Raw genomic sequence first — 20,115 nt, 5'->3', positions numbered from 1 at the left:
GCGGTCCACTGCCGCCGCCGGGCCCTGACCCGGCGGCGGCCCTATACTCGACGGTCATGTCGACCGTCGATCCCGTCCTGCTGCTGTTGACCACCTGCCCGGACCGGGCCAGTGCCGAGCGCATCGCGCACGCGCTGGTCGGCGAGCGCCTGGCCGCGTGCGTGACGCGCCTCGATGGCGCGCAGTCGACCTATCGCTGGCAGGGCGAGGTGACTACCGACAGCGAACTGCAGCTGCTGGTGAAGACCACTGCGAGCCGCGTTGATGACGCGATTGCCCGGATCGTCGAACTGCATCCGTATGAACTCCCGGAGTGCATCGCGGTCGAAACCCGGGCCGGCCTGCCGGCATATCTGGACTGGATCCGGGCACAGACCCGGGAGGACACTGTTTGAAGACTCTGATTGCGCGTGGCGCCGCCTTGTGCGCCCTGTTGTGGCTCTCGCTGCCCGCCTTCGCTCTGGATGAGAAGGACCTGCTGCCGGTGGACCAGGCGTTCGCGCTGACCGCGACCGCCCCCGAACGTGGCCAGGTGCAACTGCAGTTCAAGATCGCACCGGGCTATTACCTGTATCGCCACCGCACCAGCGTCAAGGCGGATCCGGCCTTCAATGCCGGCGCGCTGCAGATGCCCAGGGGCGACAAGCACCACGACGATTTCTTCGGCGAGGTCGAAACCTATCGCGAGCGCCTGCAGGCCACCCTGCCCGGCACGCCGACCGAGGCCGCCAGCACCATCAGCCTGGAAGTCCGTTACCAGGGCTGCGCCGATGCCGGTGTCTGCTACCCGCCGCAGAAGCGCGTGGTGCAGGTCACGCTGCCGGGTGCCGGGGCACAGGCCACCGCTCCTGCCGCGCGCCCCGCCGGCGCCAGCCCGTTCAACAACCCGCTGGCCGGTGCCGGCAACAGCGGCGGCCTGCGCCTGCCAGGTGCAGCCAGCAACAGCCAGGCGCTGCCACTGCCCTCGGAACAAGCGTTCGGCTTCGACGCCATCGCCAGTGACGGCAACACCCTGCTGCTGCGCTTCAGCCCGGCGCCGGGCTACTACCTGTATCGCGACCGCACCTCGCTGAAGCTGGAGGGCAGCACCGGCGTGCTGGCCGACAAACCGCGCTGGCCTGCCGCACAGTCGCATCGCGACGAGCACTTCGGCGACGTCTCGGTCTACTTCAATCAAGTGGAAGTGCCGCTGCCGCTGCGCCGCTCCGTCACCGATGCGGTCGACAGCACCCTGGTGGTGACTTTCCAGGGCTGCCAGACCGATGGCATCTGCTACCCGCCGATGACCCGCCGGGTAAAGCTGTCCATTCCGGCCGGCAAGGTCAACGCCAGCGCCGACCAGGTGCCACCGCGCAACGAGGTGATCAGCCCGCTGCCTGCCGCCAACGGCGCACCACGCGAAGCCGCAAACGGCGCTCCGCTGCGTCTGCTGCCGACCGTGCCCAACGATGATGCAGCGGCCCCGGCAACCGTCGGCAGTGAAGACGCAGGCAATGAATTCGCCCCGGACGCACGCGGTGACAACGCCCTGCGTACGCGCCCGCCGGCGAGTACGCCGAACCCGGACCGTTCGTTCGTCTGGGTGCTGTTGCTGGCGCTGGCCGGCGGCCTGGTGTTGAACCTGATGCCCTGCGTGCTGCCGATCCTGTCGCTGAAGGTCCTGAGCCTGGCGCAGAGTGGTGAAAGCCCGCAGCGCGCACGCAGCCATGCCCTCTGGTACACGCTGGGCGTGCTGGTCGCATTCGCGGTGATCGGTGCGCTGATGGTGGGTCTGCGCGCGATCGGCAACGCCGTCGGCATCGGCTTCCAGCTGCAGCACCCGGGTGTGGTGGCGGCGCTGGCCTACATCATGTTCGCGGTAGGCCTGAGCCTGTCCGGCGTGTTCACCCTGGGCGGTGGCATCGGCAATCTGGGCCAGTCGCTGGCCAGCCGCAGTGGCCCGGCCGGTGATTTCTTCACCGGTGCGCTGGCCTGCGTGGTCGGCAGTGCCTGCGTGGGACCGTTCATGGGCGGCGCGATTGCCTACGCGTTCATTGCCCCGCCGCTGAAGGCGATGACCGTGTTCCTGTTCCTCGGCCTGGGCCTGGCGCTGCCGTTCCTGCTGATCGGCTTCGTGCCGGCATTGGCGCGCCGCCTGCCCAAGCCCGGCCCGTGGATGGAAACGCTCAAGCACGTGCTGGCCTTCCCGATGTACGCCACCGCGCTGTGGCTGCTGTGGGTGCTGGGCAAGCAGCGTGGCGTGGACGGCATGGCGCTGGTGCTGGGCGGCCTGCTGCTGCTCGCCTTCGGCCTGTGGCTGTTCGAGCGCAACCGCTGGACCGGCTCGCGAGCAGTGACCCTGCTCGGCGTGCTGCTGGCGATCGGCGCACTGGTGCCGGCCTGGGGTGTGACCCAGCTGGCACCGCCGGCGCGCGCCGCGCAGGCGGCCACTGACAACGTGGTCGAATACTCGCCGCAACTGCTGGACCGCCTGCGTGCTGACAAGCGCGTGGTGTTCGTGAACATGACCGCGGACTGGTGCGTGAGCTGCAAGGCCAACGAGCGCGCCGTGCTGTCGCGGCCGGAGTTCAAGGAACTGCTCAAGCGCACCAACGCGGTGTACATGCGCGGTGACTACACCAACGTCGATCCGCAGATCACCACGTTCCTGGAAGAGCACAAGGCCGTGGGCGTGCCGCTGTACGTGGTGTATGGCCCCGGCGCGCCGCCGACGGTGCTGCCGACCCTGCTGACCCAGGCGGTGGTCGAGGAAGCGCTGCTGCGCACCGCGCGATGAAGTGGCAACGGCCAGCGCTGCTGTGGACAGCGGTGTTGGCCGCCGGCCTTGGCCTGTGGGCCGGCCATCGATTGGCACCGGCGCCGGCTGCGCCTGAGGCCGTGCCAGCGGCGCCTGCTGTCGCGGCTGCGGTACCGGTTCTGCGGGTTGGCGACCGCCTGCCCGCGTTGTCGCTGCCCGATCTTGAAGGCCGGCCGCTGGACCTGCGCCAGCACGCTGCCGGTCGCCCGCTGTTGATCAATGTCTGGGCCAGCTGGTGCGCGCCCTGCGTTGAAGAAATGCCCGAGCTGGCGCGCTTTGCCGCTGCGCAGGGCGCCCCAGGCGTGCAGGTGCTGGGCCTGGCGCTGAATACGCCGGAAGACGTGCGCGGTTTCCTGCAGCGGGTGCCGGTGGATTATCCGATCGTGATCGAGACCCCGGGGCCGCGCGATGCCAGCGTGCAGCTGGGCAATACACAGGGCCTGCTGCCCTACAGCGTGCTGTTCGATGCACAGGGGCGGCTGGTCAAGGCGAAGCTGGGGCCGTTCGCCCACGGCGAGATCGACGGCTGGGTGAAGTGAGGGTGTTTTTTGCAGGGCTTGCAGCCCTGCACCCTGCTCAATGCAACGACAACAGCCAAAGCCAAAGCCAAAGCCAAAGCGGGCATTTCGTGGGATGGCGGGACAGTGTCGGAGTGCGGGGACGCTGCAAGTACATCCCTGTAGGCTTGGCAGCCGCATCCATGCGGCTGACACCCCGCACTCCGACACCGCCCCACCTCTGACAGATCTCCGCAGCTGTTGGTAGGTGTCGACCTTGGTCGACACATCTGTCAGATATCGAATGAAATTCCGGGGTCAGATCCGTTTTCCTTCGGGAAACGGATCTGACCCCAAGAGCAATTCCCACAGATCGCGAAGATCTGTCGAAGGCGGGGTGGGTCCGGTTGAGGGGGCGTGAGCGCCATGGATGGCGCGACCGAGGCTACATGGACGTATTTACGCCGCCCCCCTCAACCGGACCCACCCCGCCATCCCACGGAATGCCCGCTTTTGACGTTGACGTTGACGTCAGCAGGTGCAGGGCTGCAAGCCCTGCAAACCCGCACCCCTCTTAGTACAGCGTGCGCTCCGGCGCACCCGGCGGCGGCGGGGTGTACTGGTACAGCCAGGTCTCGGTGAGGGTCTTGCCACCACTGCGCAGGAACAGGCGGATGTCGATCTGCTCGGTACTGCCTTCCGGCGGCACCAGGTCGAACATCGCGCGGTAGCCGTTGATCTCGCGCAGCGGGCGCGCCGACACGATCTCGACCCGGCCGCGGCTGGCTTCCACCACCGCCTCGACCTCGCCCTTGTCGATCAGCCTGGCCAGTTCGCCGCCTTCGAAGTCCACCGCGAAGCGCCAGCTGAAGTACTCGCGCTTCTTGCCGACCACGCCGCCCAGGCCGGTGCGGCTGGCCACGCAGTGCGCCAGCGGCGGACGTGCCGGCGGTTCGGCACCCCAGTACAGGCGGTAGCCGACCAGCAGCTCTTGGCCCGGTTGCGGCTTTTCCTTCGGGTTCCAGAACGCCACGATGTTGTCGAAGGTCTCGTCCACGGTGGGAATCTCCACCAGCTGCACCGAGCCCTCGCCCCACTCGCCCTTCGGCTCCACCCACAGGCACGGACGCTTCTCGTAGAACACGCCGTCGTCCTGGTAGTGGTCGAAGTTGCGGTCGCGCTGCAGCAGGCCGAAACCACGCGGGTTGCGGTCCACGAACATGTTGAAGCGCAGGTTGCGCGGGTTCAGCAGCGGTCGCCAGATCCACTCGCCGGCACCGGTCCACAGCGACAGGCCATCGGTGTCGTGGATCTCCGGGCGCCAGTCCCAGGCCATGCGGCGGTCGTTCTCGCCCACCTGGTACATGCTGGTGCACGGTGCGATGCCCAACCGCTCGATCGCCTTGCGCGGGTACAGCGCGCTGTCGATGTCCATCAGCAGCACGTCGCCGTTGGTAATCGCGAAGCGATAGGCGCCGGCCACGCTGGGTGAATCCAGCAGGCCGTAGACCACGATCGTCTCTGAATCGGCCGACGGCTGTTCCAGGTAATAGGCGATGAAGTCGGGGAATTCCTCCGGCTTGCCCATGCCGGTGTCGATCGCCAGGCCACGCGCGGACTGGCCGTACTGGCCTTCCTTGCCGACCGCGCGGAAGTAGCTGGCGCCGAGGAAGGCGGCGAAGTCGCGGTCGGTGTCCTTGCGGGTGTTCAGGCGGAAACCGGCGAACCCGAGGTCGGCCGGCAGCTCGCCGTCCTTGATGCCGCTCTTGCCGTAGTTGAAGGCTGCGCCGTCATAAGCCAGCTCCTGCGCCTTGCCGTCGACCACGTCGAACATGCGTACCGGCGAATGGAAGTACAGGCCGAGGTGGAAGAACTTGGCCTGGAACTTGCCGGGCTGATCGGCCCACAGCGCATGGTCCTGGCGGTAGCCGATCGACTGGTACTGGTCCCAGTCCAGGCCTTCAAGGCGGCCCGGCAGCACCCGCTTGTGGCTCTTGTAGGGCGCCTGTGCCAGTGCCCGCGCCTGGCCCTTCAGGGTGGCGAAATCGAACGGCTGCGGCTGGCCGAGGCGGCGCAGGCCCATCTGGCCGCTCTTGCTGGCCGCGCACGCGGGCAGGGACGGCAGGCCGAATGCAGCCAGGGCGAGGGAGGCATTGCGGATGAAGTCGCGTCGTTGCATGCAGGCGCGTCAGGCACAGTGGGAAGGTCGGCCATCATAGGCAGACAAACGTTAACGGGCAGCGGAGACGCACCCTGCCCGTTCAGCTGCCGCTGGCTGCGTGCCTCAGCGCTGGCAGTGGCTGCACCAGACGCTGGCGCGCTGGCCGATGGTGGCGTGCTTCAGCGCGCGGCCACAGTTCGGGCAGGGCAGCCCGTCACGGCCGTACACCAGCAGTTCCTGCTCGAAGTAACCCGGCGCGCCGTCAGGGCTGATGAAATCGCGCAGCGTGGTGCCGCCACGGGTGATGGCGTAGCCCAGGATCTCCTTCACTGCATCGGCCAGACGCTGGTAGCGTTCGCGCGAGATCTTTCCTGCCTCGCGCAGCGGGCTGATGCCGGCCTTGAAGAGGCTCTCGGCCGCGTAGATGTTGCCCACGCCCACCACCACCGCCTGGTCCATCAGGAAGGTCTTCACCGGCGCACTACGGCCACGGCTGCGCGCGAACAGGTAGTCGCCGTCGAACGCGTCGTCCAGCGGTTCCGGGCCCAGCCCCTGCAGCAGCGGGTGGACTTCGCCGGTCGGCTGCCAGAGCAGGCTGCCGAAGCGGCGCGGGTCGTTGAAGCGCAGCAGACGGCCGTTGTCCAGGCTGATGTCGACGTGGTCGTGCGCGCGCAGCGGGGTATCACCGGGCAGCACGCGCAGGCTGCCGGACATGCCCAGGTGCAGCACTGCGCTGCCAATGGCGGTATCCAGCAACAGGTACTTGGCGCGACGACGGATGTCCTCGATGCGCTGCCCCGGCAGCAGCTCGGCCACTTCCGGCGGAATCGGCCAGCGCAGGTCGGCGCGGCGCAGGATCACGCCATGCACGCGGCGGCCCTGCAGGTGCGGCGCCAGTCCGCGGCGGGTGGTTTCAACTTCGGGTAGTTCGGGCATGGGGTGATTCTACGCGGGGCCATGCAAAGCCGCTGGGCATGGCCCCGCACCGCCCTATGAATCCAGACCCGCCGCTTCCACCAGGAACGCGCCGTCGACCAGTGCGCCGCGTCCGCCCAGGCGCCAGAACGCCAGATAAGGCGCGAAATCGACGGCTGCCGGGGACAACGGCTGGGCGATATACCAGCCCAGGTACAGGTCCGAAGCGATGTGGTACAGCGCCTCGTCCAGTGCGGCCATCTGAGGGGTATCCAGCGTGCGGGCCTCGCGCACCACATCGCAGACGACGTCGTGCAGATAGGCGCTGGGACCCGATTCGCGCCATGCGGCCTGCAGCTGCTCTGCGGGCGCTGCCACCACCGGCACGTCGCGAAGTGTGGCCTGCAGCGCGGACTCACCCGCCATACCTGCCACCCTCGCCAGTTCGTCCAGCCAGGTGCGCGCGGCGGCCGCCACTGCCTGCACGTCGCCAGCGATGGCCGGCTGCAGGTACAGGTGCCCGTCCCAGCGCCCTGCGCCAAGCACGTCCAGCGCGCGCGACCGCAGCGCATCGGCATGCGGGAAGCCTGCAAATACCGCCGCCAGCGTATCCGGGTCGGTCACGCCCTGCAGCAGGCCGGAGAAATACCAGTCCTCGCGCTCGCTGCGGCCAGCGCAGAATTCAAGCCATTCGGCGAACAGTTCCTCGTCGATCCGGTCATCCATGGGGGAACTCCTTGGGGAACATAGGCCCGCGATGATCGCCCGGCAGCGGGTACGCAGGCCAGCATGCGCTCAGCGCGGAGGCGCCGCCAGTTCGCGCGCGTCCAGGAAACCATCACCATTGGCATCCTGCTTATGAAAGCGCTGCACGATCACCTGCCGCTGCTGCTCGCGACTGATCGCCCTGCCCTTGCCGCCGGGCAGCTCGTCGGCGCTCAGCACGCCGTCACCGTTGCGGTCCATGTGGTCGAAGGCATACAGCATCCACTGCACGTACTCGGATTCACTCACCCGGCCGTCGCCATCACTGTCCATCCGCTGCAGGTAGCTGGTGGTATCGGTGACCTGGGCCTGTGCCACGCCCGGCAGCAGCACCACCAGCAGAAACCCGTACCCTGGCCTCACGCGCCCACCAGGCTGTAGCCCTTCAATCGCGCAGCGTAGGCCTGCAGCGCCGCGATACCGCTTTCCTCGGCCTCGCGGCACCAGGCCTGCAGCTGGTGCAGGCGCTCGGCGGCATCGTGACCACGCGCTTCCAGCAGCGCCGCCAGCCGCGCGCGGTACTCGACCAGGGTGCGGATGCGCGGGCGCTGTGCCACCCATGCGCTGAGCTGGGCACGGCTGTCCGGCTTCAGCCAGCGGCCATCATTGACCAGGCCACGGCGCAGCCTGCGTGGCAGCAGGCGGCGCAACTTGGCGCCGGCCTGCGCGGCTTCCTCGCGCAGGGCCGGCATGAACACATTGCGCTGGTAGTCGGTCATCGCCTGGAAGCGGTGCGACAGCAGCGCCTTCAGGGTTTCGGCATCGGGCACGGCAATGTTCGGACGCACGTCCATGGCCGGTGCCACCCGCAGCACCTTGGCCAGCCGCAGCGCCTGCAGCAGGCGGATCGCACTCCAGCCGATGTCCAATTCCCAGCGCCGCATCGCAAAGCGCGCCGAACTGGGGAAGGCATGGTGGTTGTTGTGCAGCTCCTCACCACCGATCCAGAACCCCCACGGCGTGAGATTGGTGGAGGTATCGGCGGACTCGTAGTTGCGGTAGCCCCACCAGTGGCCCAGGCCATTGACCACACCGGCCGCCCAGAACGGGATCCATGCCATCTGGATCGCCCACAGGGCCACGCCAGGCAGGCCAAACAACACGGTATTGATCGCGAACAGCAGCACCGGCCCCAACGTGGCATGCGGGGTATACAGGCGGCGCTCGATCGCATCATCCGGGGTGCCGCGCCCGTACTGCTCGATGTCCGCGCGCTGGCCGCGGGCTTCGCGGTACAGCTCCACGCCGTGCCAGAACACCGTACCGATGCCGCGGGTGACCGGACTGTGCGGATCGTCCTCGGTCTCCACCTTGGCGTGGTGCTTGCGGTGGATGGCCACCCACTCGCGGGTGATCATCGAGGTGGTCAGCCACAGCCAGAAACGGAACACGTGGGCCAGCGCCGGGTGGAAATCGACCCCGCGATGGGCCTGGCTCCGGTGCAGGTACAGGGTCACCGAGAAGATGGTGATCTGGGTGAAGACCAGCAGCACCGCCAGCATGCCCCACCAGCCCAGGCCGAGCACACCACCGGTCAACAGGGACATCAGGGCATCAGGCATGACGGCTCTCCGGATCGACGCGGCGGTGGCAGACATGATGGGCGCTTGCGTTGCAAACTGCATCCCTGCGGCGGTGATTGCCACCGCCTTCCGTGGCACCGTTCACAGTTGGGGACCTGAGTTGTCGAGCCTTGATCCACGCGCCAGCACCATGACCGCCGCCCCGCCCTTGGCGGAGCTGCCCCCGTTGATCGAACTGGACCGCGCCACGGTGGTGCGCGGCCAGGTGAAGGTGCTGCACGGGCTCAGCCTGCGCATTGCGCAGGGCCAGCACACCGCCCTGCTCGGCCCCAACGGCTGCGGCAAGTCGACCTTCATCAAACTGATCACCCGCGAGCTGTACCCGCTGGCCCAGGGCGACGGCTCCGTAGCGGTGAAGGTGCTGGGCCAGAACCGCTGGCAGGTGGACCGGCTGCGCTCGCAGCTGGGCATCGTCACCGGCGACCTCAGCAGCAACCTGGCCGACATGCCCGGCCTGACCGTGGAACAGGCGGTGCTGTCCGGCTTCTTTGCCAGCTACGTGGTGCCGGCCTTCCGCGAGGTGACCGACGACATGCGTGCGCGCGTCGGCGAAACGCTGGCGATGACCGGCGCCCTGTCCCTGCGCGAGCGCGCCTACGCCGAGCTGTCGGCCGGCGAGACCCGCCGCGTGCTGATCGCCCGCGCGCTGGTCAACCGGCCGCAGGCACTGCTGCTGGACGAACCCTCCACCGGGCTCGACCTGGTCGCCCGCGAACAGCTGGTGGCAACCATGCGGGTGCTGGCCCAGCAGGGCATCACCCTGGTGCTGGTGACCCACCACATCGAAGAGATCATTCCCGAGATCGAACGGGTGGTACTGCTGAGCGACGGCCGCGTGCTGGCCGATGGTACCCGCGCCGAGCTGCTGCGCAACGAACCGCTGTCTACGGTGTTCGGTGGCGCGATCACGGTGGTCGAGCAGGAAGGCCGGCTGACCGCGTACGCGGGGTGAGGCGGAGCCCTCGGGGGAAACAAGGGGCTTGGAAACCGGCGGGCTCGGAAACCTGCAGCCTCGGAAACCGACAGGCCTGGGAGACCGACGGCGGTAGAGTCGACTGTTAGTCGACTATCGCGCGCAGCGCGGGATCTTTGCGATCCAGGCGAAAGGCAGTCGACTAACAGTCGACTCTACCCCGTCGTGATGCCATCCCCGCCGTCACGCCATTCCCGTCGTGATGCCATTCCGTCGTCATGCCGATGCAGCGGGCCGGATGTTCCGGCCCGCTACCGCCTTGCTCAGAACCGCAACGCCAGCGCGCGCGATTCGATCGGTGCCATCCGGCTCTGGTCCTGCAGCTGCAGGTCGCGTAACTCATACGGCGCACCGAAACCGGCTGGCAACGCAGCCTGGTCGAACGGCAGGACCAGCTGGCCCGCGCCCGGCCCATCGAACCACGCGGCCGCATGTGCCTGCGCTACCGGCTTCAGCTGGCCATCGCGGCCGGTGGCATACAACGTGCCACGCGCCTCGTAACGACCGGCGGCGGCCACCTGCAGCGGCAGCGCCACCTGGCGGCTGGCCGGATCCGGCGCCGCCTGGCCGCTGAAGCGCGCGGTCGGCCGTGCCACCGCGAAGGCCACCTTGCCATCACGCAGCACGCCATCGGCCTGGGCGAACACCTGCAGTTCCCACAACCCCTGCGCAGTGCCGACATCGGCCGGAATCCGCACCTGCGCACGCAGGCCGCCATCGGTGGTGCGCAGCAGCCGCTGCGGCCAGCTGCGTCCGTCCGGTGCCACCAGCAGCGCTTCACCGCCCAGGCCGCTACGCCGCGATGCCAGCTGCGCGGTGGTGACGCCGTCTTCCAGCAGGCGTGCCTGCAGCTGCACGCTGCCACCGGCCAGCACCTGTGCCTGGTTGGCCTGCACTTCCAGCCGCAGCGGGCTGTTCGGCTCGAGCACCTGCACCACGTAGCGGCCCTGTGCCTGTGCGCTCTGCAGCGTGTACGCACCGACTGCACTGGTCGCGCCGGTGCGCAGCATGCTGCTGCCATCCTTCACCGGCATGCCGGCCTCCTGCAGCGCGCGTGCATCGACACTGCGCGCCACGCTGCTGCGGCCGGCCGGGTCACGCACCTGCAGCGAGTTGGCCGGCACCGCACGCGCGCCTTCGGCCGGGCTCAGCTGGATCACCGCATCGGCAGCGGTCAGTGGCAGGTCCAGGCCGCGTTGCAGCTGCGTGCCATCGACCTGCTGCCAGTAGCTGCGGCTGACCGAGGCATACGGCGTGGCCGCCTGCAGCGGTTGCGTCGGGTCCAGCGCCCAGGCAAACGACAGCGGCGCGTGCTCGCTCTCATCGGCGGGCAGTGGCGCGGCCACCAGGGTGGCAGGCACCTGATCGCCTGCGCGGGCGGCCTGCAGCGGCTGCGCGGCCTGCGCGGCGGAAAGGGACAGCACTGCCAGCACGGCACTGGCCAGCAGGGTGGAATGGATCGTCATGGTCGTCTCCCTCACTGGCTCAGGTCGTTGCGCAGGATCGTGCCGAGGCCGAAGCACTCGCGGCGGCTCTGGTTGTGGCTGAGCGGCTCTGCTCCCTGGGTGCGCTGCTTGTCGGTGAACCAGGTAGTGCCGGCGGCCTTCTGGCTGCTGCACTCCAGGAAACCATCGGAGCAGGACGACAGCCAGTTCTGGGTGAACTCCAGGCCGACATTGGCCGCATAGCCACCGCAGTAGCTGTTGCTGTCCCACACCGCCGATTCCACATCGCTGCCGACCATGGCACGGAACGGTTTGGGCAGCGCAGGACGACCGGCGGTGCCGTACAGGTTCTGCGCGTTGTAGGTAGCCATGCTCGCCACCTGCTGCTGGCGCACCGCATCGTTCTTGTAGCCCAGCAGCCAACCCAGCGAGGTTTCGAAGGTGTTGCCGTTGAGCACCGCATCGGCCAGCGGCGTGCCACCCGAGGACGGTGCCAGCGCGTTGACCTTGCGCACCGTACGGATGATCTTCGGATAGCGGCTGTCGTAGGTCGGGTTGGACAGGATCCAGCGCATTACGTTGCCGCCGTTGGAGTGGGTGATCACCACCAGCTGGGTGATGCCGCGGCTGTCGATGAAGCTCGTCAGCTGGTTGGCCAGGCAGCCGGCCGCTTCCGGTTTCCACATGTACTGGGTGAAGTCGCAGTTGATGACCACGTAGTTGCTGCTGTTCGGCAGGCCCTGGCGCACGGTGTCGATGATCGCCGGCTGCCAGTAGTCCTGGGTGGCATTGGTCTGCGCGCCGGTGCCGTGCACGAAGGCCACGCCGACCACGTCGGCGGCCTGCGCCGGGGCGGTTGCCAGCCCGAGGAGCAGGGCCAGGACGGTACTTCCTGTTGCGGTGCTGCGCATCGCTTCTCTCCCTCTGTCTTCGGATCCCCCCGACCCGGCTGGAACTGGACGGCCCTGGCGCTTGCCGTTGTGCCGATGCTCGCGGGGCAGCGGCGTGAAAGTCCGTGCGCTGCGCCCGGATTCAGGAGACTGACGTCAAACGATGACGCTTTTCATATCGCGACAATGACCATGCCGGGTCTGGCCGTATGACCGATGACCACTGCGTTGTCGTATTCGGGCTGCGATCATGGCGCGATGTTTTTCCTCCGGAGCCCGTCCATGTCGCTGCTTTCCCACCCCGCCCGCCCCCTGCTCGGCCTCGCCGTTGCCGTGGCCCTGGCCGGCTGTGCTGCCACCGCCACCAAGCCGACTGCCGTCGAAGCCAACATCACCACCAAGGCGGTGGGCTATCTGGACAAGAACGCGGTACCGGCCAGTCTCGAGCTGGTGCCGGCACCTCCGGTGGCCGGTTCGGCCGCCCTCGCACTGGACGAGCAGGTCAGCCGTGAAGCCCGGGCGCTGCGTGGCAGCCCGCGCTTCGCCCAGGCCGGTGTGGATGCGGAACTCGGCTTTCCCGAAGGCGCCAACCACTTCTCCTGCGCCGCTGACATCGACGTCGATGCAGTGAAGACCCCGGCGCTGTACCGACTGCTGGAGCGCAGCCGGATCGACGCCAGCGCCGCCACCAAGGCCGCCAAGAACCACTACCAGCGCCCCCGCCCGTTCATGGTCAATGGTGAACCGACCTGCTCGCCGCAGGACGAGGAAGGCCTGCGCGAGAATGGTTCCTACCCCTCCGGCCACACCTCGATCGGCTGGGCCTGGGCCCTGATCCTGTCGGAGATCGCACCGGATCGCGCCGATGCCATCCAGGCCCGCGGCCGCAACTACGGCGAGAGCCGCCTGGTGTGCAACGTGCACTGGCAGAGCGACATCCTCGAGGGCCGCTTCATGGGTGCCGCCGCCGTGGCCCGCCTGCACGACAACGCCGCGTTCAACAAGGACCTGCTGGCCGCACGCAAGGAGATCGCTGCCGCGCGCAAGGCCGGCCTGCACTCCAGCCGCGACTGCACCACCGAGAACGCGGTACTGAAGGTGCGCCCGCAGAGCGCGCTGTAAGCCGTGCCTCTGTAGAGCCGAGCCATGCTCGGCTCATGGCAGTCGAGCATGGCTCGACTCTACAGAAAGCAGGAAACAGAAGGGCCGGCATTACGCCGGCCCTTCTTCATTGCATTACCGCAGCCACCGCATCAGAACTTCGCAGTGAACTCCACGCCCCAGGTGCGCGGCTCGTTGAGGAAGCCGGTCAGGTTGTTGAAGTCGATCGCGCCGACCACGCGGGTCTGGTTGGTCAGGTTGCGGCCGAACACGGCCACGTCGTACTGGCCGTAATCCCAGTTGTAGCCCAGGCGCAGGCCGCCTTCCAGCGAACTACGGCCGCGGAATTCCGGCGACTCGTAGATGAAGAAGTTCACCGCGCTGCGGTAGGCCCAGTCGGTGTAGGCATACAGCTCGCTGCCATCGCTGAGCGGGAAGCCGACGCGCAGGGTCGCGTTGTGGATCCACTTCGGCGCCTGCGGCAGCGGGTTGCCGTTCACCAGCGCATAGGTCTGGCCGTTGATCACCGTGGTCGGGTCGGTGATGGTGCAGCCGCCGCCACAGATCGCCACCGCCAGGTTCTTGTCCTTGATCTCGGTGTCGTTGTAGCTGCTGCCGAAGGTCAGCAGGACGTTGTCGGCCAGGTAGGCCTCCAGGTCCAGTTCCACGCCCTGGCCAATGGTCTTGTCGGCGTTGAGCAGGGTGGCGGTGTTGTTGCTGCCACCCACCGCGATCAGCTGCTGGCCGTCGACGTTGTAGCGGAACACGCTCAGGCCCAGGCGTGCGCGACGTTCGAACAGGTCGGCCTTGATGCCGGCTTCGTACGAGATCACCTTCTCCGAATCGGCCTGCGACAGCCCCGGCGCGAAGGCCAGGCGGCCCTGGATCGACGGTGCGCGGAAGCCCTTGGCCACGCGGGCGTAAGCGTTGATGTCGTCGGTCAGCTTGTACACGCCGCTCAGGTCCCAGCTGACGTCGTTGACGTCGGTGTTGGCCAGGTACGGGCCACTGACCGGGGTGCCGAACGGAACGGCCTGCAGCACGCTGGCGCTGAAGTCCTTCTTGTCCTGCGTGTAGCGCACGCCGGCGCGCAGCTTGAAGCGGTCGGTGACATCGAAGTCACCCGAGGCGAACACCGCCCACGCCTTGTTGCGCTGGTTCTGCACCACGTGGCCGGTCTGCGGATTGCCCGGGGTCAGCGAGTCGTAGTTGAAGTTGTTGATGGTCACGTCTTCATCGAAGTAGAAGACGCCGGCCTGCCAATCGAAGCGGCCCCACTCGTTGGACTCGATGCGCACTTCCTGCGTCCACTGGCGGTGATGCGGCAGGCCGTCAGCCGACTCCGAAGAGAACGGAATCAGGCCCGGGCCGTAGTTGCCGGCACCCAGGAAGGCCGCACCGTAGCCACCGTCGATATCGCCACGGTTGAGCGATTCGGCGGTTTCGTAGCCGGTGATCGAGTGCAGCGTCACCGAGCCGAGGTTCCACTGCAGGCGCGCGCTGCCGCCCCAGGTCTCCAGGTCGGAGAAGTTGACGCCATCGTTGGCCACCTTGTCGCGATCGAAGTTCTCGACCAGCGAATTGCCGCCCTTCTGGATGATGTTGGCGCGGAACAGGCGGGCGGTACCGTTGAGCTTGCGCTTGTGCAGGTTGAACAGCGCTTCGAAGTCGTCGCCTTCGTACAGGAACTGCACGCGGCCGGCGGCTTCGTCATAGCCTTCGAAACCGCTGTTGGGGGCGCCGACGCGGGTGTTGTCCACCCAGTCGTCGCGGCGCTGGTAGATGGCCGAGACACGTGCCGACCAGCGGTCGGTGAGCGGACCGCCGTAGGCGCCCTGTACGTTCCAGCTGTTGTAGCTGCCGTAGCCGACGCGGATGTAGCCATCGGCATCCTGCGACGGACGCGCCGAATCGAACTTGACCACGCCGGCGGGGGTGTTGCGGCCGAACAGCGTGCCCTGCGGGCCACGCAGCACTTCCACGTTGGCCAGGTCGAACAGCGGGAAGCCCTTCAGCAGCGGGCTTTCCTGCACCACGTCGTCATACACCAGCGACACCGGCTGCGACGCATTGAGGTCGAAGTCGGTGTTGCCCAGGCCGCGGATGTAGAAGCGCGGGAAGGCACGGCCGTAGGACGACTCGATGTTGAGGCTGGGCACGCGTGCGGCCAGGAAGCGGATGTCATCGCCGGCCGAGCCGAGCACATCCAGCTTCTCGCCCTGGATCGCGCTCAATGCGACCGGTACGTCCTTGGCGTTCTCGACGCGGCGCTGCGCGGTCACCTGCAGGGCATCGAGGGCAACCGGGTCCTTGGCAGCGGGGGTTTCCTGGGCGGCTGCTACCAGCGGCAGCAGGGCGGAAAGAGCGGCAACGAGAGGGCGCGCGACCGGAAGGCGGCCACGGGAAGTACGGGTCGGGGACATGGCAGTAGGCTGTGTTTGGAGGGGTGGTAAAACGGCGCTACCAGATAATTGTTGCAATACAGCACCTGCCCCGCAAATGCCCGCCGTTCATGGCCACGTCGCCCCGGAGCCGGGTCGCTCGCTAGACTGGTGTTTTCCAGCCTCGCGGAGCCGCCGCAATGACCCAGTGGTACTTCCATGCCTCCGCCCAGGCCGAACGCGTCGGCCCGCTCGATGACGAAGCCGCGCGCCGCTATGCGCAGGCCAACCCGCGCGCGCTGGCCTGGTGCCAGGGCATGAGCGGGTGGACGCCGATCGCCGAGGTGGCCGAGCTGCAGGCGCCGGCTCCGGGCATGCCCAGTATCCCGCCGCCGGTCCTGGTCTCCGCCGCCGCCAACGGCCGCGCCGACGACATCGAATTCCGCATCGTCGGCCATGAAATGCAGTTCGTGGAAATCGAGCTCGACCCCGGCGAGAGCGCCATTGCCGAGGCCGGCGCATTGATGTTCAAGGACGCCACCGTGCAGATGGACACGGTGTTCGGCGCCGCCAACGGCGACCAGGGCGGCGGCTTCATGGGCAAGGTGATGGCCGCCGGCAAGCGCGTGCTGACCGGCGAAAGCCTGTTCGCCACCGTCTACACCCAGAGCGGCCACGGCAAGGGCAAGGTCGCCTTCGCCGCGCCCTACCCCGGCACCGTACTGGCTATGAAGCTGGACCAGCACGGCGGCCGCCTGGTCTGCCAGAAGGACAGTTTCCTGGCCGGCGCGCGCGGCGTGCAGATCGGCGTGCAGTTCCAGCGCAAGATCATGACCGGCCTGTTCGGCGGCGAGGGCTTCATCATGCAGAAGCTGGAGGGCGACGGCTGGGTGTTCATCCACGCCGGCGGCTGCGTGGTCGAGCGCGAACTGGCCGTGGGTGAGCGGCTGGACGTGGATACCGGCTGCGTGGTGGCCTATCACCCGACGGTGGACATGGACGTGCGCCGGGTCACCGGCATCAAGAGCATGCTGTTCGGCGGCGAGGGCGTGTTCCTGGCCACGCTGACCGGTCCGGGCAAGGTCTGGCTGCAGTCGCTGCCGTTCTCGCGCCTGGCCGGCCGCATGTGGATGGCCGCACCGCAGGGCGGTGGCCAGAACCGTGGCGAGGGTTCGGTGCTGGGCGGCCTGGGCCGGATGCTGGACGGCGACAACCGGTTCTGACCCACTCATTTGGCAGGTGCCGACCTTGGTCGGCACCTACCATGGTCGTTTTCTGCTGAATAGGGAGGTTCTCGGCGGCCGCCTGGACCTGCCTTGGGTGGGTGCCAACCTTGGTTGGCACATTCCTTCAGCGCGCGACCAGGCATTTGTGCGGACCGAGGTCCGCACCCACCAGAAGCGATTCACGTTTTTTTGCTGAATAGGGAGCTGCCCCCACCCTGCCCGCCCCGCCACGGCTTCGGTATGCTGGCGCCCTTTCCTGAATCCGGCGCCGCGAGCGCACTGCCGATGAGCCTGTTCCGCCCCCGCATGCTGCTGTCCGTCGCCCTGATCGGCCTGCTGGCCGGCTGCGGTGGCGACCCGGTCCGCCCCACGCCGCCGCCTGCGCCGACCGTGGCGCCGCAGGCCAAGCCGGTGAAGATCGGCATCGCCCTCGGTGGTGGCGCAGCCAAGGGCTTCGCCCACATCGGCGTGATCAAGATGCTGGAGGCCAACGGCTTCGAGCCGGCCGTGGTGTCCGGCACCAGCGCCGGCAGCGTCGTTGGTGCGCTGTATGCCAGTGGCATGGACGCGTTCCAGATGCAGAGCAAGGCGGTCGCGCTGGACGAAGCCAGCATCCGCGACGTGCGCCTGTTCTCCGGTGGCCTGGTGCAGGGCCAGAAGCTGCAGGACTACGTCAACGAGCAGGTTGCCAACCGCCCTGCCGAGCGCCTGAAAAAGCCGTTCGCCGCCGTCGCCACCCAGCTGGAAACCGGCGAGCGTGCGATCTTCGTGCGCGGCAACGTCGGCCAGGCGGTGCGCGCGTCGAGCAGCATCCCCGGCGTGTTCGAACCGGTGAAGATCGGCGGCCGCAACTACATCGACGGCGGCGTGGTCAGCCCGGTGCCGGTCGATGCCGCACGCCAGCTCGGCGCCGACTTCGTGATCGCCGTGGACATCTCCAGCAAGGCCAGCGGCAAGGCGCCGACCGACATGCTGGGCATCGTCAACCAGTCCATCTCGATCATGGGCCAGCGCCTGGGCGAACAGGAACTGGCACGCGCCGACATCGTCATCCGCCCGAAGGTGCTGGACATCGGTGCCGCCGACTTCAGCCAGCGTGGCACCGCGATCCTGGAAGGCGAAAAGGCCGCCATGGCGGCGATGCCGCAGATCCGCGCCAAGATCCAGCAGCTGCAACGTGCGCGCGCCGCCGCAGCGGCACCGGCCCCGGTGGCCGCGCCGAAGTGCGAGGAAGCCTCGCGCCTGGGCAAGCTGATGGGCCGCAAGGACAAGTGCTGACCTGAGCCAGCGTGGCGCTGCCAGACAGCGACGCGCGTTCTAGCGCGCAGGCCGGTAACCGCTGGCCTGCTGCCGTTCGCGCCTGCGCCTCTGGCGAGCCTGCTCCTGCAGTGTCGCCGTGTGCTGCAGCTGTTCCATGCCATCGGCCGGCACATGCAGCTGGCGTCGCGCACGGGTGAGTGCCAGATAGACCGCACGCACCGGGTTGTGCCAGATGCGCCCGCCCTGCCCCGCACTGAAGCAACCGGGTGACAGCGAGACCACGTCGAACTGCAGGTTCTTCGCGTGCTCGGCCAGGCACAGCGCCACACGCCCTTCTGCGGGCATGTCCTGATCGTCGAGCGCCTGCAGCAGTGACTGCACCTGATCGGCAGACGCAAGCAGTTCGACCAGCGCGCCCTGCCCGTCGTCGGACTGTGTGGCGAGGAAGCGCTCCCACGCCGGGTCCGATGCGCTGTCGTGGCGCCGGCGCCACGCATCCAGCGGCCGCTGCAGCACGCTGCGTAGCGCGCGCAGCGATGCCGGATGCAGGTAGGGCCGCAGCCCGAGCGCCTGCAGCTGTGCCGCATCCAAAGCCAGATCGGCGACGTTGCCATGGATGCGCAGGCCCTCGCTCGGCACCTGCGCCCAGTCGCGGTAATGCAGCACACCGGTGGCGCGGTCGGAGGCACCGACGAACGGCGCGCTGTCCTGGCCCAGCCCATCCAGCGCCAGGGTCTGATTGACCAGTCCCTCGACCTGGTTGCCCTGGCGCACCGACTGGTGCATTTCCAGCACCTTCGACGCGGTCCAGCGCGGCACCGTACCCGTCAGGCACTGGTGCGGATCACCCAGGCTGACCACGCCAGGCGCATGGCCGGCCAGCAACTGCTTCCACGACGGGCTCAGGTCATGCGCCTCGTCCACCAGCAGCATGCCCATGTCCTGCGGCGGGGTGACGCCGCGCAGTGCCAACCACTTGCCGATGTGCGCCGGGCTCAGGCTCAGCAGCGTGCCCCGCTGCAGTTCGGCGTCGAACATGCAGCGCCAGACGTGCTCGGCGGCCGCCATGTACGGCGACACGTCGAGCATCGCGGCGGGCACCGAACGGTCGAAATGCTGGAACGCCATGCCCGGTGCCGACGACGCGCACCAACGGTTGATGGCCTCGAACGCGGTCAGCAGCACCTGCTCCGGGCTGCGTCCACCGATGCCCTGCAGGCCGATGCGGCCGGCAATCTCGCGCGGCGTACGGGTGCTGCGCCGATAGCTGGCAACGAAGCCACCGGTCTGGCCGCTGCGCGCGGCGTGCTGCGCCACGCGGTTGGCGAACTCGATCTGGGTCAGCAGGCGCACCGCAGTGCTGGCCGGCACGCGGGCGCGGAAGGCTTCCACCTGCCCACGCGAGGGCGCCACGTAGGTGTAGCGGCCGGGCCGCGCCTCCATCAGCGCCAGCACCAGGTGGCCCTTGCCGGTGCCGGCATAACCATCGAGGTCGATCAGTTCATCGGGGTTGGCGGCGATGGCGCGCAGCACGCGGGCCTGCTCGGACGTGTACAGGCCATGGTGTTCGACCGCCCGCGCATCTTCAGCGGCAACGTCATCCTGCGGGGCCTCGTCATCGTCACTGGAAAAAGTGGCGGGAAACCGGATCTCATGTTCGACCAGGGTTTCCTGGCAGGCCTGCTGCAGGGCCAGGCCCGGGTATTCCCGTGGCGACTGCGCGATGACGCCCTGCAGGATCTCCGCCGGCGCCAGCAGCACGCCGTGGGCGGCCAATGCGCTCAGCCAGGCATCCAGTTCCGGCTGGCCACCGCCACCGGGCCCGGCCAGCTGTGCAGCCGCGCCTTCGTTGCCGGCAAACAACGCGCAGGCATCATGCAGCAGGCGCTCGATCTCGGCCGCTGGGTGCAGGCGCGTCCGGCACAGCTGCGCGGCCATCAGCCCGGCCTGCTCCAAGGCCGTCTGCGGTGGCGTGCCATGGGCGATGTAGCGCGCCAGCGACTTGCGCTGCAGCGGCAGGAAAGTGGTTGTGGGCAGCGGGTGCTGGAGTTCGGACATGCGTGGAACCGGAAAAGGAACGCTGCGGCGCGCGCAGGGCGGTGATGCTCGGCTACCCGCCCG

16 protein-coding genes are annotated in these 20,115 nt (G+C 68.2%); 7 read left to right on the top strand and 9 right to left on the bottom strand.

The genetic code is table 11. The annotated features are described in order from the left end of the window. Nucleotides 1–56 precede the first annotated feature (56 nt). Genes cutA through R1H25_RS00395 form a run of 3 tightly spaced genes read left to right on the top strand, consistent with a single transcriptional unit; the run spans nucleotide 57 to nucleotide 3,336 of the window. The gene (cutA, locus tag R1H25_RS00405) at nucleotides 57–395 is read left to right on the top strand and encodes a divalent-cation tolerance protein CutA (protein ID WP_088027445.1); all 339 of its coding nucleotides are present in this window, start codon (nucleotides 57–59) and stop codon (nucleotides 393–395) included. Then, the gene (locus R1H25_RS00400; RefSeq protein ID WP_107380588.1) at nucleotides 392–2,776 is read left to right on the top strand and encodes a protein-disulfide reductase DsbD domain-containing protein; all 2,385 of its coding nucleotides are present in this window, start codon (nucleotides 392–394) and stop codon (nucleotides 2,774–2,776) included. Before cutA ends, R1H25_RS00400 begins: the two co-directional genes overlap by 4 nt. Then, the gene (locus tag R1H25_RS00395) at nucleotides 2,773–3,336 is read left to right on the top strand and encodes a TlpA disulfide reductase family protein (protein ID WP_317222302.1); all 564 of its coding nucleotides are present in this window, start codon (nucleotides 2,773–2,775) and stop codon (nucleotides 3,334–3,336) included. Before R1H25_RS00400 ends, R1H25_RS00395 begins: the two co-directional genes overlap by 4 nt. Before the next feature lie 532 nt (nucleotides 3,337–3,868). Here the strand turns inward: R1H25_RS00395 and R1H25_RS00390 are convergent. From R1H25_RS00390 to R1H25_RS00370, 5 genes are all read right to left on the bottom strand, one after another. After that, the gene (locus tag R1H25_RS00390; RefSeq protein ID WP_317222301.1) at nucleotides 3,869–5,473 is read right to left on the bottom strand and encodes a glucan biosynthesis protein D; all 1,605 of its coding nucleotides are present in this window, start codon (nucleotides 5,471–5,473) and stop codon (nucleotides 3,869–3,871) included. A 105-nt stretch (nucleotides 5,474–5,578) separates the two neighbouring features. Next, on the bottom strand, nucleotides 5,579–6,391 hold the full coding sequence (gene mutM, locus R1H25_RS00385) for a bifunctional DNA-formamidopyrimidine glycosylase/DNA-(apurinic or apyrimidinic site) lyase (RefSeq protein WP_057499508.1): 813 nt from the start codon (nucleotides 6,389–6,391) through the stop codon (nucleotides 5,579–5,581). Between the two features lie 54 nt (nucleotides 6,392–6,445). After that, on the bottom strand, nucleotides 6,446–7,096 hold the full coding sequence (locus R1H25_RS00380; protein WP_049444564.1) for a hypothetical protein: 651 nt from the start codon (nucleotides 7,094–7,096) through the stop codon (nucleotides 6,446–6,448). 69 nt (nucleotides 7,097–7,165) lie between these two features. Beyond that, nucleotides 7,166–7,498 (bottom strand): EF-hand domain-containing protein, encoded by a 333-nt coding sequence (locus tag R1H25_RS00375; RefSeq protein WP_317222300.1) that lies wholly within the window; start codon nucleotides 7,496–7,498, stop codon nucleotides 7,166–7,168. Beyond that, on the bottom strand, nucleotides 7,495–8,697 hold the full coding sequence (locus R1H25_RS00370) for an acyl-CoA desaturase (protein WP_049444568.1): 1,203 nt from the start codon (nucleotides 8,695–8,697) through the stop codon (nucleotides 7,495–7,497). The genes R1H25_RS00375 and R1H25_RS00370 overlap by 4 nt, the downstream gene beginning before the upstream one ends. Nucleotides 8,698–8,848: 151 nt before the next feature. Here R1H25_RS00370 and R1H25_RS00365 point away from each other — a divergent pair, with 151 nt between their 5' ends. Next, on the top strand, nucleotides 8,849–9,670 hold the full coding sequence (locus R1H25_RS00365; protein ID WP_317222299.1) for an ATP-binding cassette domain-containing protein: 822 nt from the start codon (nucleotides 8,849–8,851) through the stop codon (nucleotides 9,668–9,670). Nucleotides 9,671–9,954: 284 nt separating this feature from the next. On the opposite strand, the gene R1H25_RS00360 is transcribed toward R1H25_RS00365, so the two are convergent. Then, nucleotides 9,955–11,157 carry a DUF4785 domain-containing protein gene (locus R1H25_RS00360; protein ID WP_317222298.1) on the bottom strand — a complete coding sequence of 401 codons (1,203 nt, stop codon included), beginning with the start codon at nucleotides 11,155–11,157 and terminating at the stop codon, nucleotides 9,955–9,957. 11 nt (nucleotides 11,158–11,168) lie between these two features. After that, nucleotides 11,169–12,047, bottom strand: coding sequence for a hypothetical protein (locus tag R1H25_RS00355; protein WP_099590191.1), 879 nt, complete (start codon nucleotides 12,045–12,047; stop codon nucleotides 11,169–11,171). 261 nt (nucleotides 12,048–12,308) lie between these two features. Here R1H25_RS00355 and R1H25_RS00350 point away from each other — a divergent pair, with 261 nt between their 5' ends. Beyond that, the gene (locus R1H25_RS00350; protein ID WP_317222297.1) at nucleotides 12,309–13,148 is read left to right on the top strand and encodes a phosphatase PAP2 family protein; all 840 of its coding nucleotides are present in this window, start codon (nucleotides 12,309–12,311) and stop codon (nucleotides 13,146–13,148) included. A 131-nt stretch (nucleotides 13,149–13,279) separates the two neighbouring features. Here the strand turns inward: R1H25_RS00350 and R1H25_RS00345 are convergent, their stop codons facing one another. Further along, on the bottom strand, nucleotides 13,280–15,550 hold the full coding sequence (locus tag R1H25_RS00345) for a TonB-dependent receptor (protein ID WP_049444578.1): 2,271 nt from the start codon (nucleotides 15,548–15,550) through the stop codon (nucleotides 13,280–13,282). 158 nt (nucleotides 15,551–15,708) lie between these two features. Between R1H25_RS00345 and R1H25_RS00340 the strand changes: the two genes are divergently transcribed. Together R1H25_RS00340 and R1H25_RS00335 are read left to right on the top strand one after the other, a co-directional pair. Then, on the top strand, nucleotides 15,709–16,731 hold the full coding sequence (locus tag R1H25_RS00340; RefSeq protein ID WP_317222296.1) for a TIGR00266 family protein: 1,023 nt from the start codon (nucleotides 15,709–15,711) through the stop codon (nucleotides 16,729–16,731). A 288-nt stretch (nucleotides 16,732–17,019) separates the two neighbouring features. Then, nucleotides 17,020–18,012 carry a patatin-like phospholipase family protein gene (locus tag R1H25_RS00335; RefSeq protein WP_317222295.1) on the top strand — a complete coding sequence of 331 codons (993 nt, stop codon included), beginning with the start codon at nucleotides 17,020–17,022 and terminating at the stop codon, nucleotides 18,010–18,012. A 39-nt stretch (nucleotides 18,013–18,051) separates the two neighbouring features. Here the strand turns inward: R1H25_RS00335 and R1H25_RS00330 are convergent, their stop codons facing one another. Further along, on the bottom strand, nucleotides 18,052–20,052 hold the full coding sequence (locus tag R1H25_RS00330) for a hypothetical protein (RefSeq protein WP_317222294.1): 2,001 nt from the start codon (nucleotides 20,050–20,052) through the stop codon (nucleotides 18,052–18,054). Nucleotides 20,053–20,115 lie beyond the last annotated feature (63 nt).

The organism is Stenotrophomonas veracruzanensis (assembly GCF_032911525.1).
In the GTDB taxonomy this organism is placed as follows: Bacteria; Pseudomonadota; Gammaproteobacteria; order Xanthomonadales; family Xanthomonadaceae; genus Stenotrophomonas; species Stenotrophomonas africana.
This window is presented reverse-complemented; position numbering and strand designations above follow the sequence as displayed.